Source organism: Microbacterium sp. NPDC056736 (assembly GCF_042790415.1).
In the GTDB taxonomy this organism is placed as follows: Bacteria; Actinomycetota; Actinomycetes; order Actinomycetales; family Microbacteriaceae; genus Microbacterium.
Genome location: NZ_JBHTZE010000001.1, coordinates 475319 through 489297 on the forward strand (window position 1 = coordinate 475319; position 13979 = coordinate 489297).

The following is a 13979-nucleotide window of genomic DNA, read 5'->3' on the forward strand; positions in this document are numbered from 1 at the left end:
TCAGAAGAAGCCCATCGCCCCGTCGGCATACGACACCAGCAGGTTCTTCGTCTGCTGGTAGTGGTCGAGCATCTTGAGGTGGTTCTCGCGCCCGATGCCGGACTGCTTGTAGCCGCCGAACGCCGCGTGCGCGGGGTACTGGTGGTACGTGTTCGTCCAGACGCGGCCGGCCTCGATCGCGCGTCCGGCGCGGTACGCGGTGTCGCCCGAGCGGCTCCACACCCCCGCACCGAGGCCGTAGAGGGTGTCGTTGGCGATCGAGATGGCGTCGTCGAAGTCGTCGAACGACGTGACCGAGACGACGGGACCGAAGATCTCCTCCTGGAAGATGCGCATGTCGTTGGTGCCCTCGAACACCGTGGGGGCGACGTAGAAGCCGTCCGAGAGGTCGCCGCCGAGGTCCACGCGCTCACCGCCGGCGAGCAGCTTCGCGCCACCCTGCTTGCCGATGTCGATGTAGCTCAGGATCTTGTCCAACTGGTCGTTGGACGCCTGAGCGCCGATCATCGTCGCGGGGTCCAGCGGGTTGCCCTGCACGATCTTCGACACGCGCTCGAGGCCGTCGCCGAGGAAGCGGTCGTAGATCGAGCGCTGGATGAGGGCGCGCGACGGGCAGGTGCACACCTCACCCTGGTTGAGCGCGAAGAAGGTGAAGCCCTCGAGCGCCTTGTCGTAGTAGCCGTCGTCAGTGGAGCGGGCGACGTCCTCGAAGAAGACGTTCGCGCTCTTGCCGCCGAGCTCGAGCGTCACCGGGATGAGGTTCTGCGACGCGTACTGCATGATGAGCCGGCCCGTCGTGGTCTCGCCGGTGAAGGCGACCTTGCGGATGCGCTTGTGCTGCGCGAGCGGCGCGCCCGCCTCGATGCCGAAGCCGTTCACGATGTTCACGACGCCCGCGGGGAGCAGGTCGCCGATGATGTCGAAGAGGAAGAGGATCGACGCCGGTGTCTGCTCGGCGGGCTTCAGGACGACGCAGTTGCCCGCGGCGAGCGCGGGAGCGAGCTTCCACGTGGCCATCAGGATGGGGAAGTTCCACGGGATGATCTGGCCCACCACCCCGAGCGGCTCGTGGAAGTGGTACGCCACCGTGTCTTCGTCGAGCTGGCTGAGCGAGCCCTCCTGCGCCCGCAGGACGCCGGCGAAGTAGCGGAAGTGGTCGACGGCGAGCGGGATGTCGGCGGCCAGGGTCTCGCGCACCGGCTTGCCGTTCTCCCAGGTCTCGGCGACGGCGATCCGTTCGAGGTTCTGCTCGATGCGGTCGGCGATCTTGTTGAGGATCACGGCGCGCTCGGCGGGCGTCGTGCGCTTCCACGACTCGAACGCCTTGTACGCGACGTCCACCGCGCGGTCGATGTCCTCGACCGTGCCGCGGCCGACCTCGGTGAACGGCTTGCCGTTGACGGGGCTGATGTTCTCGAAGTACTGGCCCTTGATCGGCTCGACCCACTCCCCGCCGATGTAGTGGCCGTAGCGGGGGCGGTAGTCGGCGATCGAGCCGCGCTGCCCGGGAGCGGCGTAGATGCTCGAGACGCCCTCTTCGACGATGGTCATGATGGTCTCCTTCGACGCTGTCCGCGACGGTCGTCGTCGCGATGGGTCGAAGGTAGGCCGGGCCAGGTTGCACAACGTTGCGCGACCCCGAGCAGGCCGTCGCGGGCGGCTACTCGTCGGACTCGAGCTTCTCGATGCGGGCGACCAGCCCCGCGCGCCGGGGAGAGCGGGGAGGCAGCATCGAGAGGCAGAGCCGCAGCAGCTCGACGTCGCCGGCGGCGGCATCCGTCTCGGCGAACGCGAGCAGGACGTCGACGGACGCCTCCGCCATCAGCGCCTCGCGCAGCGCCGTGCGGACGGTCTCGCGGAACTCCTCCACACCGGGCGCGACCGAGTCGGGGAGCACGTCGCCGCGGTATGCCGCGAGGGCGACCCGGTGCGCGCCGCGATCGAGGAGCGACAGCACCTGGTGGGCGTCGGTCTCGACCTCGACGCCGAGCCGGTACGGGCGGGATTCGGGCACGAGGGCGGGAGCTGTCTGCGCGAGCGCCCTGCGCAGCCGCACCATCTCGGCACGGAGCGTCACCGAGCCCTCCCGATCGCCGTAGACGAGTTCGCCGAGGCGCTCGGCCGACAGGCCCTGCCGGTGCACGGCGAGCATGAGCAGCAGCTCGGCGTGCCGGGGGCCGAGCTCCGACAGGGTCTGGACACCCTCGCCGACCACCTCGAGCAGCGCCCGATCCCGCCCGAGCACGCGGAGGGTCGCCCGCGTCGGCTCAGGGCGCCGTGTCGGCGTGCGGCGGGCCCCCCGCGTCGATTCGGGAGCGTGTCGAACGGCCGCGCGCTCGCGCAGGCGTGCCACCAGCAGCTCTCCCTCGATGGCGCGGGCCGTCGCGTCCACGAGGAGCTGGGCCTGCGGGGTCACCGCCTCCACACCCCCGGTGACGTCGATGACGCCGAGGATGCGGCGCGTCTCGGGGTCGTGGACGGGCGCCGCCGTGCACGACCACGGCTGCACCAGCCGGTTGAAGTGCTCCGCGCCGCTGATCTGCACCGACCGGCCGAGCGTGAGCGCCGTCCCGGGCGCGGCGGTGCCCACCGCGTCCTCCGACCAGTTCGCGCCTTCGACGAAGCCCATCGCTCCGGTGAGGCTGCGGACGTGCCGGTCGCCCTCCACCCACAGCAGCCGTCCCGCCGCATCGCCCACGGCCACGACGACGCCCGATTCGGATGCCTCGCCGGGCAGCAGCAGCCCGCGCACCATGTCGATCACCCCGGCGAGCGGGTGGGCGCGCCGGTAGGCCTCGAGCTCGTCGGCCGTCAGATCGAGCGGCGGGAGGGCCTCCGCCGCGACCAGGCCCTCGAGCGAGCGGCGCCACGACTCGCGCACGAGGGCGCGGACGTCGCGCAGGCGCTCGTCTCCCGCATTGCCGGCGACGAGCTCCTCATGGGCGCGCTCGATGAGCAGGCGTGAGGTCTCGGGCGACACCTCCCGTCGCTGCGACCACGGTGAGGACACGGCGGCTCCGATCGACGTCGGGGAGCGTGCGTCCAGTGTAGGGGCAGGGTCGACCGCCGGTTCAGGCCCGCGCGGCCCACCATTCCCGCAGGCGCCGCTCGGCCTCGTCCTCGCCCACGATCCCCTCGTCCAGCCGCAGGTCGAGCAGGAAGCGGTACGCCTCGCCGACCTCGCGGCCCGGGCTGATGCCCAGCACCTGCTGGATGCGGTTGCCGTCGAGCTCGGGACGCATCGCCTCGAGCTCCTCCTGCGCGGCGAGCTCGTCGATGCGGCGCTCGATGTCGTCGTACGCGCGGGCCAGCCGTGTCGCCTTCTTGACGTTCCGGGTGGTGACGTCCGCCCGCGTGAGGATGTGGAGACGCTCGAGCTCGGCGTCCGCGTCGCGCACGTACCGGCGCACGGCGGAGTCGGTCCACGCGCCCTCGGAGTAGCCGAAGAAGCGCAGGTGCAGCTCGATGAGCCGGGTCACGGCAGCGATGGTGGCCGAGTCGAAGCGCAGCGCCTGAAGCCGCTTGCGCGCCATCCGGGCGCCCTTGATGTCGTGGTGGTAGAACGTCACCCCGCCGCCGGGCTCGAGGCGCCGCGTCGCCGGCTTGCCGATGTCGTGGAGGAGCGCCGCCAGCCGCAGCGGCACGTCGGGCGCGGCATCCGGATGCCGTGTCTTCTCCAGATCGATGGCCTGCCGCAGCACCGTCAGCGAATGCTCGTAGACGTCCTTGTGGTGGTGGTGCTCGTCCACCTCGAGCTGCAGCGCCGGGACCTCGGGAAGGAACTCGTTCATGAGACCGGTCTGCACGAGCAGGCGGATGCCGCGCACCGGGTCGTCGGTCGCCAGCAGGCGCGCCAGCTCGCCCTGGATGCGCTCGGGGCTCACGATCTCGAGCGTCTGGCGCAGCTCGGCCATGGCCGACACGGTGGCGTCGTCGACCTCGAAGCCCAGCTGCGACGCGAAGCGCGCCGCGCGGAGCATGCGCAGCGGATCGTCGCCGAAGCTGACGTGGGGATCGGTCGGCGTCCGCAGCACGCCGCGCACCAGATCCTCGACGCCGCCCGTCGGGTCGATGAGCGTCTGGCCGGGCACGTGCAGCGCCATCGCGTTCACGGTGAAGTCGCGACGCAGGAGGTCGCCGTCGATCGTGTCGCCGAACTCGACCGTGGGCTTGCGGGTGACGCCGTCGTAGCTGTCGGCGCGGTACGTGGTGATCTCGACCTGTTCGCCGTGCACGCGCGCACCGATCGTGCCGAACGCGCGGCCGATGTCCCACTGCGCCGTCGACACGGGGGTGACGATCCGCAGGATGTCATCCGGCCGCGCATCGGTGGTGAAGTCGAGGTCGTTGGTGGTGCGGCCCAGCAGCGCGTCGCGCACGGGCCCGCCGACGATGGCGAGGTCGAACCCGGCGTCGGAGAAGGCACGGGCGAGCGCGGCGACGACGGGGGATTCGGCGAGCGCGCCGAGGCGCGCGATGCCCTCGGCCATGTTGAGCATGGGTTCCAGCCTACCGAGCGCGTCCTCTCCCGCCGCGCGGTCAGCCGCCGGGGACGAACCGCAGGAAGCCCGTGAACAGCAGCTCGCGCACGCGCGGCAGCAGATCCGCGCGCAGGGCGCCGGCGTCGACCTCGAGCAGCTCGGCGATCGCGTCGATCAGCACCCCGACGGGCAGGTCCCCGTCGCACGCGCCGACGAGTGCGGCGAGACCGGGGTCGACCCCGAGAGCCCGCCCGAACCCGCCGCCCTGCCGCAGCTCGATGATCGTGGGGTCGTCAGCGCCGGGGAGGTGGTGGCGGGCCTCGGTGACATCGGGCGCCACCAGGAGGACGGATGCCGCGAGCGCGGCGTCGTCGAGGGTGCCGAGGCGGTCGTGCGCGTCGAGCGCCGCCGCGAGGTGAGCGCCGAGGCCGTCGCCGGCGAGCGCGGCGTGGAGCGTCTCGTACCGGGAGAGGGTCGGCACGCCGTCGAGCGGCCGCCGCAGGAGAAGGTAACCGAAGCCCACCTCGGTCACGCCGCGCGCGCCGAAGTCGTCGAGCCACGCATCGACGAGGCGCGCGAAGCCCGGCGTGCCGGGAAGCGTCCCGCCGTCGCGCACCCAGAGCTCGGCGTACGACAGCGGGTCCAGTCGCTCGCGCTCCACGACCCAGGCGTCCAGCGGCACGGGCGAGGACTCGATCCACCCGCGCACGCGGTCCAGGCCCGCGATGCGGTCGCGGGTCTCCCAGTTGCCCAGCAGCTGTGCGACACCGCCGGGTGCGAGGTGGCGGCCCACCCCTGAGACGAAGGCCGCCACGAGGTCGTCGCCCACCATGCCGCCGTCGCGGTACTCGTACGCCGGCACATCGGCGACGCGCGGCGTGATGACGAAGGGCGGATTGGACACGACCCGGTCGAACAGCTCCCCCTCGACCGGCGCGAACAGGCTTCCCTGCCGCACCTCGATGCCGTCCACGCCGTTGAGCAGCGCGTTCAGCCGCGTGAACGCGAGGGCGCGCGCAGAGATGTCGGTGGCGACGACGTGGTCGACGTGGGCGCGGGCGCGCAGCGCCTGGATGCCGCATCCGGCGCCGATGTCCAGTCCCCGCGCCGCCGGCGTGGGCAGCTGCAGGCCCGCCAGGGTCAGCGACGCGCCGCCCACCCCGAGCACGTGGTCCTCGGGGAGCGGCCCGCCGAGCGCCGCCTCGTCGAGATCGCTCGCGACCCACCAATGCCCGGATCCCGTCTCGTCGGCGTACGACTGCGGCCGCACCAGCGCCAGCGGGCGCACCTCGCCGCCCTCCGCCGACGCGAGCCCCAGCCGGGTCAGGCCCTCGGCGCCGGTGCGGACGAGTGCACGATCGACGGATGCCGCGGCCTGCGGCATCCCGAGCACCAGAAGCCTGCCCAGCACGGCCAGCGGATCCTCGCGGTCCCCCAGCCCGCGCGACGCCGGCGAGCGCAGCCCCCGCGCGATCGCGTCATCCGCGGCCTGCCCCCACGCATCCCGCAGCGCCTCGGCGGTGAACCCCGCGTCGCGCAGGTCGGCGGCGAGGTCGCGGCAGCGGGCGGGATCCGGTTCGCGCAGCATCCGACCATTCAACCGCGCGAGCGGGCCGCCGTCGTGCCGACGTCCGCGGCACGTGACGCCGGTGCGGCCCGGCATCCGGCGGGCTCGGAGGCGCGGACCGTAGAATCGCAGTCGATCGTGCGGTCAGGACATCGCACAGGAGCGAACCCCCGACAGGATGATCGTGACCCAACCGCGAGCACTGCGGCGCACGCCTCGCCGCGCACAGCGCCTCGTGACCGCCGCCGTCGCCGCGCTGGCCGTGCTCGCGACCCTCCTGCTGCCGGCCCCGTCCCTCGCCGCACCGTCCCCCGAGCCCACGCCCACCCCCACGTCGGCCGTGCCGCCCGGGACGACGGCGTTCACGCTCTCTCCGCTTGCGAACGGCGTCGTGCGAGCCGGCGAGTCGCTGAGCGTCTCGATCTCGCTGCAGAACGGCACGGCCGCCGACCTGGCGCCGGTCGACGTCACGCTCTCGCTCGGCACCGCTCCGCTGACCGACCGCACCGCGCTCACGAGGTGGCTCGAGGGTGCGCCGGATCCCTCGCTGCAGCCGATCGCGACGACCTCGACCGGGATCGTGGCGTCCGGGTCGTTCCAGGTGCGCGGGGTGACGGTCCCGGCGGACGATCCGGCAATCGCGGACCGCGCCCCGGGCGTCTACCCCCTCTCGGCGTCGTACGAGGACGCCTCCGGCACCGTGACCTCGGTGAGCGTCATGATCGTGCCCCCGGCCGAGGCGGCCGACGTCGGACTCGGCGTGATCGTCCCCATCACCGCCGGCCCCCTCCGCGCAGGGCTGTTGACGGCCGATGAGCTGGCGGTGCTGACCGGCCCCGAGGGCAGTCTGACCGATCAGCTCGACGCCGTGCGAGGCACCCAGGCGATCCTCGCGGTCGATCCGGCGGTGCCCGCCTCGATCCGCGTGCTCGGAACGTCGGCGCCCGAGTCGGCCGCGGAGTGGCTCGCCGAGCTCGAGAGCATGCAGAACTCCCGCTTCGCGCTGCAGTTCGGCGACGCGGACGTCACCCCCCAGCTGCAGGCCGACCTCCCCCGCCTCCTGGCGCCCACGTCGTTCCGGGCCTACATGTCCCCGTCGGACTTCGCGGACGTCACCCCCAGCCCGACCCCCACGCCGACACCGACGCCCGGCGACCCTACCGCCGCGAGTCCGACGCCGACCGCGCCGCCGGGACCAGCGCTGCCGAGCACCGATGAGCTCCTGGACATCGGGCCCGCCGCACGAGCTGGCGTCTACTGGCCGGCCGACGGCACCGCCGACGCCGACGTCGTGGCGCAGCTCGGCGAGATCCCGACCGACGGCGGCGTGCCCTCGATCACGGTGATCCCGTCCGCGACGACCGAGCCGGGAGCCGCCGGGCGCACCGTCGCCGCCCACGGCGTCGTCGGCGAGTCCGAGGTGCTCGTCTACGACAGCGACGTCTCGACGGCGCTCGACGAGGCGTCGCGCAGCGAGGAGTCCTGGCTGCGCGGCGCACCGCTGTCGGCCGCCACCGCCTACCTCGCGTTCGCCACGGCCGATACGCAGGGTCCCGTGCTGGTCACCCTCGGCCGCGGCGACGGCCGCTCGCGCGTGGGGATGGAGGCGGCGATCTCCGCCGCCGTCACCGCGCCCGATGTGCTGCCCCGCAGCCTGCCGGCGGTGACCACGAGCGCCTCGGACGAGATCGCGCTGACCGGCGTCGAGCCGTCCACCGAGCGCGCGGCGGCCGCGGCGACCCTCGTCGCCGACGAGGGCGAGCTCGGCCGGTTCGCGACCATCCTGGACGAGCCCTCACTGCTCAACGGCCCGGAGCGCAACGAGATCCTCCAGCTCCTCGGCGTCGCCTGGGTCGGCGACCCCGACTGGGCCGCCGCCATCGCCGAGCACCGCGAGCAGACCAGGACGACGCTCGGGTCGGTCGCGCTGCTCCCCACGGTTCCGAACGACCTCTACGGATCGAACGCCTCGCTGCGCTTCTGGGTGCGCAACGACCTGCCGTATCCCGTCAACCTCGTGCTCTACACGACACGCGACAACCTGCGGCTCGACGTGCAGAACGAGACGCCCGTCGTCGCCACCGCGCAGAGCAACACGCGCGTGGAGGTCCCGGTGCAGGCGCGGGTGGGACGCGGCGAGGTCACCCTCACGCTGCAGCTGCGCAGCCCGGCCTTCGTCGCGATCGGCGAGCCCGAGTCGGTCGAGGTCAACGTGTGGGCCGACTGGGAGGGCGTCGGCATCGGGGCCCTCGCCGTGCTCGTCGGAGCGCTGCTGATCATGGGGATCGTCCGCACGGTGCTCCGCGTGCGTCGGCGCCGGCGCGGGACGGATGCCGACACCGCCGTCGCGGCCGACACCGCCGTCGCGGCCGACACCGCCGTCCCGGCCGACACCGCCGTCGCGGCGGAGCCCGGCCCCGACGGCGCGGTGGAAGAGCCGCAGCCCCGCGAGGAGACGAAGCCGTGAGCGGGATAGGGCGCGCGAGTGTGCTCATCGGCGCGGGCACGGTCGTGTCGCGCCTGACGGGCTTCCTCCGCGCGGTCGTCCTGGTGTCGGCGGTGGGCGCGACCACGGCGGGCGGCAACGCCTTCGCCGTCGCGAACCAGCTGCCCAACAACATCTACGCCATCATCTCGACGGGTCTTCTGAGCGCCGTCGTCGTGCCGCAGATCGTCAAGGCCGCCGCCCATGACGACGGCGGGCGGGCTTTCGTCTCCAAGCTGTTCACCCTCGGCACCGTGGTGCTCCTCGGCACGACGCTGGTGGCGACCGCGGCGGCGCCCTGGCTGGTCGCGCTCTACGCGCCGGCGTTCCCTCCCGAGCAGCAGGCGCTGGCGACCGCCTTCGCCTACTGGTGCCTGCCGCAGATCCTCTTCTACGGGCTGTTCGCGCTCGTCGGCGAATCCCTCAACGCGCGACGGGTCTACGGGCCGTACACGTGGGCGCCGATCGTCAACAACCTCGTCTCCATCGCCGGCTTCGTGGCCTTCATCTGGCTGTTCGGCCCGGCCGGGAGCTCCACGCAGTGGACGCCCGTGATGATCGCGGTGCTCGCGGGCACCGCGACCCTCGGCATCGTCGTGCAGACCGCGATCCTGTTCGCGTTCTGGCGCAAGACGGGCCTGCACGTGCGACCCGACTTCGGGTGGCGCGGCGTCGGGCTCGGCCAGATCGGCCGGCTGGCCGGCTGGACCTTCCTCATGGTGCTCGCGGGCCAGCTCGCCGGCATCGTGCAGTCGCAGGTGATGTCGCGCATCCCCGAAGGCGACCCCGGCGTCTTCGTGGCCGGCAACGCCTGGCTGCTGTTCATGCTCCCGTACTCGATCATCGTGCTCTCGATCGGGACGCCGTACTTCACCCAGCTCAGCGAGCACGCCGCGGCGGGACGCGACGAGGACGTCCGGGGTGACATCGGCCGCAGCATCCGCACCCTCGGGCTCTTCGTGGTGGGTGCCACGGCGGCGCTCGGAGTCGCGGCCATCCCGGCATCCCGCATCTTCACCGACAGTCCGGACGAGGCGGTCGCGGCATCCGCGGTCCTGCTGTGCTACCTCATCAGCCTCATCCCGCTCGCCGTGCTGTTCGTGGTGCAGCGCACGTTCTACGCCTACGACGACACCCGCACGCCGTTCCTCTTCACGATCCTGCAGTGCACGCTCGTCGTGCTCACCGCGTGGGGGGCGCTGTGGGCGTTCACCGCGGGCGTGCTGCCGGCCTCCCGGCTGACGGCGGCCGTCGCGCTCGGGCAGTCGCTGGCGAGCGTCGTGCAGGTGATCGTCGCGACGTGGCTCCTGCACCGCCGGCTCGGAGGCATCCGGGTGGGATCCTGGATGCTGTCGCTCGGCCGGTTCGCGCTGGCCGCCGTTCCGGCCGCCGGCGCCGGCTGGCTCACCTTCCAGCTGCTGGGGGGTGTGGACGGGTGGACCGTCGCCGACAAGGTGCTCGGCGCCGTCGGTGCGGCGATCATCGGGGTCGTCGTCCTCGTGGTCTACGCGGGATTCCTGGCGCTGCTGCGCGCGCCCGAGCTGTCCGTGGCCGTGGGCCTGGTCCGACGGTTCCTGCCGGGGCGCGGCTGAGACACCCTGCGCCTCCGGCCGGTGTAGACGTGTCGCGCCGCGTCGGCAAGGGGGAGGGCGCGGAATGCCACGCGGTTACCATGTGTTGAGGCATCCGGAAGCCCCGCTCCGTCGACGGGAGCCCGGGGTTCCACGAGGAAAGGTGCGCACGTGCGTCAGGTCATCATCATCGGTTCGGGCCCCGCGGGCTACACCGCCGCCATCTACGCCGCCCGGGCGAATCTGAGCCCGCTCGTCGTGGCGAGCTCGGTCGAGGCCGGCGGCGAGCTGATGAACACCACCGAGGTGGAGAACTTCCCGGGATTCCCCGAGGGGATCATGGGTCCCGACCTGATGGCGAAGATGCAGGAGCAGGCCGAGAAGTTCGGCGCCGAGGTGCTGTACGACGACGTCGTCTCGCTCGACGTCGACGGCGCGGTCAAGAAGATCACCCTCGGCAGCGGCGCCACGCACGAGGCCGACTCCGTGATCTTCGCGACCGGCTCCGCCCCGCGGAAGATCGGCATCGAGGGTGAGACCCGCCTGTCGGGTCGCGGCGTCTCGTACTGCGCCACGTGCGACGGCTTCTTCTTCCGCGAGCGTGTGATCGCCGTGGTGGGCGGCGGCGACTCCGCGATGGAGGAGGCCACCTTCCTCACCAAGTTCGCATCGAAGGTGTACGTCATCCACCGCCGCGACGAGCTGCGCGCGTCCAAGATCATGCAGGACCGCGCGTTCAAGAACGAGAAGATCGAGTTCATCTGGAACGCCGAGGTCGTCGACATCCTGGGCGACGAGGCGGTCAGCGGCGTCGTGCTGCAGGACACGGTCGACGGCTCCACGCGCGAGCTGCCGCTGGACGGCGTCTTCGTCGCGATCGGCTACGACCCCCGCACGCACCTCGTGCACGGCAAGCTGGAGCTGACCCCGGAGGGCACGGTCTGGGTCGACGGGCGCTCGTCGCGCACGTCGGTGCCGGGCGTCTTCGCCGCCGGCGACGTCATCGACCCCACCTACCGGCAGGCCGTCACCGCGGCGGGCAGCGGCACGGTCGCGGCCCTCGACCTCGAGCACTACCTCGCCGCTCTCGGCGAGGCGGGGGAGCCCGACGCGCACGGCGACCAGATCGCGGGGCTGCCCGAGGTGACCCCCGTCTGAACCTGGGAGTCCGCGGCACGTGGGGAACAATCCCGCCGCGGACCACGTTCAACCCCTCACGAAGACTTCCACCGAAGGAGAGAATCAGATGACCGCCAAGGCGACCACCTCCGCCACGTTCGAGCAGGACGTGCTCCAGGCTGACGGCCCGGTGCTCGTCGACTTCTGGGCCGAGTGGTGCGGGCCGTGCCGCATGGTCTCGCCCGTCCTCGACCAGATCCAGTCGGAGCACCCCGGCAAGATCACGATCCTCAAGCTGAACGTGGACGAGAACCCCGATCTCGCGATGAAGTACCAGATCACGTCGATCCCCGCGATGAAGGTGTTCAACAAGGGCCAGGTCGAGACCACGATCATCGGCGCCAAGCCCAAGTTCGCCCTCGAGCAGGACCTCGCCGCGTACATCGGCTGAGTCCCCGCTGATTTCACGAGACCCCGTCGGCTCCGGCCGGCGGGGTTTCGTCGTCTCATGCGGTTCTCCGTCATATTCCGTTTTCGGAATCCGTTGACTCTGGAAAGATCTTCTCGGCGGATGTCGATCGGGGCCCCGATCGTTCGACGTACCAGGTGAAGCCCACAAGGGCCCCCGAACGGGCGATCAGCCCCTACGAGAGGAACACCCATGCGATACATGCTCATCATGAACGTCGACGCCGCGGCCGCTGCCGCCTTCGACCCCACCACGACCGACATGGCGGCCGTCTACGCCGCCATGGGCGCGTACAACGAGGAACTGCAGAAGGCGGGCGTCTTCCTCAGCGCGGAGGGCCTTTCCGATGCCGCGGAAGGCTTCCGTGTGGACTTCGACTCCGTCCCTCCCGTGGTCACCGACGGACCCTTCGCAGAGGCTCGCGAGGTCTTCACCGGGTTCTGGATCCTCGAGGTCGCGTCGCGCGAAGAAGCGGAGCACTGGGCGCGCAAGTGCCCCCTGGGCCCCGGCACGTCACTGGAGGTTCGTCGCGTCAACGAGATCAGCGACTTCGACCAGAGCGACGAGTGGGTCGCGAAGGAGCAGGAGTGGCGCGCCGCCAACTCCTGATGCGGCCCTCAGTGTGCGTCGGCACGCACCGTCGCGTCCCAGCGGCGGTGCGTCTCGGTGTCCCCGAGGAGCCTCCACACGGCGCGCGTCAGCGGCGGGTAGTCCAGCGAGATCTGGCGCAGCACCCGGTAGTGCCGGCTCGCGTTCGGCAGAGCGCCGCCGTTCGCGGCGATGTTCTCGGCACGCAGGATGAGGACAACCAGCTCATCCACGGTCGGAAGCTCGTCCATGAAGTCCCACGGATCTTCTCCCGCGCGCAGCCGCTCGGTGACCAGCACCGACAGCTCGTCGGCCGCCTCGGCGCGCAGGAGCTCGAGGCTCGCGCGCCGGCGCGGGGTCTGCTCGTTGTGGGCCACCCGTCAAGGGTACGTTGCCCGGCCGACGCCGTGGCTCATTCCGCCTCGCTTACGCTGACAGCATGACCGACCACGACGAGCACGCGCGCCGGGCGGTCGAGGCAGTGTGGCGCGCGCAGTCCGCCCGCATCGTGGCAGCTCTCACCCGGCACACCGGCGACTTCGCCTGGGCGGAGGACCTGGCCCAGGAGGCGCTCGTCGAGGCGCTCGCGGCATGGTCGAGCAGCGGCATCCCCGACAACCCCGGAGCCTGGCTCATGTCCGTCGCCAAGCGGCGCGCGATCGACGGCTGGCGTCGCCGGGAGCGCCTGGCCCAGCGCGAGCCGCTCTTCGTCACCGACGCGATCGTCGCGGAGTCCGCGGACCCGGTGCCGGACCAGGCCGACCCCGACGCCATCGACGACGACGTACTGCGCCTCGTCTTCGTGGCGTGTCATCCGATCCTGCCCGCTCAGACCCGGCTCGCCCTGACCCTGCGCACGGTGGCCGGGTTGACCACCGAGCAGATCGCCCGCGCCCTGCTCATGAGCGTGCCCACCGTGCAGCAGCGCATCGTGCGCGCGAAGCGATCGCTCGCCGCGGAGCACGTGCCGTTCGAGGTTCCGGATCGCGCCGAGCGCCCGGCACGGCTGGCGAGCGTGCTGCAGGTGATCTATCTGCTGTTCACCGAGGGCTATGCCGCCGCGGACGGGGAGGGGCACATCCGCCCCGACGTCGCCCGAGAAGCCGTGCGCCTGGGACGGCAGCTCGCCGCGCTCATGCCGGGCGAGCCCGAGATCTGGTCGCTCATCGCGCTGATGGAATTTCAGTCGTCGCGGTTCGCCGCGCGGGTCGGCGCCGACGGCCTTCCGGTCACCCTCGAGGACCAGGACCGGCGCCGTTGGGACCGGTCGGCGATCGGCCGGGGCAACGACGCGATGAGAAGAGCGGATGCCGCCCCCCGCGGACTCGGCTACTACGGCGTCCAGGCCCTCATCGCCCAGTGCCATGCGGTGGCGCCGACCTTCGCCGACACGGACTGGGACCGGATTCTCCGCCTCTATGACGCACTCGCCGCGCTGGCGCCGTCAGCCGTCGTGCGGCTCAACCGCGCCGTCGCCCTCTCGATGGTCGAGGGTCCAGAGCAGGCCCTGGCCGCCGTGGACGCCCTCGAGCCGGAGCTGGCCGGCTTCCGCCCGTTCGCGGCGGTGCGGGCCGAGCTTCTCGAGCGGATAGGACGACCGGACGCCGCGGCCGCCGCGTTCCTGGACGCCGCCGGCCTTCCGGGCAACGACGCCGAGGCCGCTCTGCTGCGACGCCGGGCCGCCGCGCTCGGCGCGTGA

11 protein-coding genes are annotated in these 13979 nt (G+C 72.1%); 6 read left to right on the forward strand and 5 right to left on the reverse strand.

Annotation, left to right across the window (positions count from 1 at the left end; translation table 11 throughout):
- The 4 genes from ACFRAL_RS02195 to ACFRAL_RS02210 form a co-directional block, all read right to left on the reverse strand.
- Positions 1–1551, reverse strand: a complete 1551-nt coding sequence (locus tag ACFRAL_RS02195; RefSeq protein ID WP_378879261.1) for an aldehyde dehydrogenase family protein — start codon at positions 1549–1551, stop codon at positions 1–3.
- Between the two features lie 109 nt (positions 1552–1660).
- The gene (locus tag ACFRAL_RS02200) at positions 1661–3010 is read right to left on the reverse strand and encodes a transcriptional regulator (protein ID WP_378879264.1); all 1350 of its coding nucleotides are present in this window, start codon (positions 3008–3010) and stop codon (positions 1661–1663) included.
- A gap of 61 nt (positions 3011–3071) precedes the next feature.
- The gene (locus ACFRAL_RS02205; RefSeq protein ID WP_378879267.1) at positions 3072–4499 is read right to left on the reverse strand and encodes a CCA tRNA nucleotidyltransferase; all 1428 of its coding nucleotides are present in this window, start codon (positions 4497–4499) and stop codon (positions 3072–3074) included.
- A 40-nt stretch (positions 4500–4539) separates the two neighbouring features.
- Positions 4540–6069 carry a methyltransferase gene (locus ACFRAL_RS02210; RefSeq protein ID WP_378879270.1) on the reverse strand — a complete coding sequence of 510 codons (1530 nt, stop codon included), beginning with the start codon at positions 6067–6069 and terminating at the stop codon, positions 4540–4542.
- A gap of 163 nt (positions 6070–6232) precedes the next feature.
- Between ACFRAL_RS02210 and ACFRAL_RS02215 the strand changes: the two genes are divergently transcribed.
- The 5 genes from ACFRAL_RS02215 to ACFRAL_RS02235 all read left to right on the forward strand — a co-directional run bounded on the left by ACFRAL_RS02215 (position 6233) and on the right by ACFRAL_RS02235 (position 12301).
- Positions 6233–8515 (forward strand): DUF6049 family protein, encoded by a 2283-nt coding sequence (locus ACFRAL_RS02215; protein WP_378879273.1) that lies wholly within the window; start codon positions 6233–6235, stop codon positions 8513–8515.
- Positions 8512–10125 (forward strand): murein biosynthesis integral membrane protein MurJ, encoded by a 1614-nt coding sequence (gene murJ / locus ACFRAL_RS02220; protein WP_336394022.1) that lies wholly within the window; start codon positions 8512–8514, stop codon positions 10123–10125. The genes ACFRAL_RS02215 and murJ overlap by 4 nt, the downstream gene beginning before the upstream one ends.
- Positions 10126–10275: 150 nt before the next feature.
- A complete protein-coding gene (gene trxB / locus ACFRAL_RS02225) occupies positions 10276–11262 on the forward strand; it encodes a thioredoxin-disulfide reductase (protein WP_336394021.1) in 987 nt (328 codons plus the stop codon).
- Positions 11263–11281: 19 nt separating this feature from the next.
- Positions 11282–11674 carry a thioredoxin gene (gene trxA, locus ACFRAL_RS02230; RefSeq protein ID WP_336394020.1) on the forward strand — a complete coding sequence of 131 codons (393 nt, stop codon included), beginning with the start codon at positions 11282–11284 and terminating at the stop codon, positions 11672–11674.
- A gap of 210 nt (positions 11675–11884) precedes the next feature.
- Positions 11885–12301, forward strand: a complete 417-nt coding sequence (locus ACFRAL_RS02235) for a YciI family protein (protein WP_378879278.1) — start codon at positions 11885–11887, stop codon at positions 12299–12301.
- Positions 12302–12309: 8 nt separating this feature from the next.
- Here the strand turns inward: ACFRAL_RS02235 and ACFRAL_RS02240 are convergent, their stop codons facing one another.
- The gene (locus ACFRAL_RS02240) at positions 12310–12657 is read right to left on the reverse strand and encodes a tryptophan synthase subunit alpha (protein WP_378879281.1); all 348 of its coding nucleotides are present in this window, start codon (positions 12655–12657) and stop codon (positions 12310–12312) included.
- 62 nt (positions 12658–12719) lie between these two features.
- Here ACFRAL_RS02240 and ACFRAL_RS02245 point away from each other — a divergent pair, with 62 nt between their 5' ends.
- Positions 12720–13979: an RNA polymerase sigma factor gene (locus ACFRAL_RS02245; protein WP_378879284.1), complete on the forward strand. Its 1260-nt coding sequence runs from the start codon at positions 12720–12722 to the stop codon at positions 13977–13979.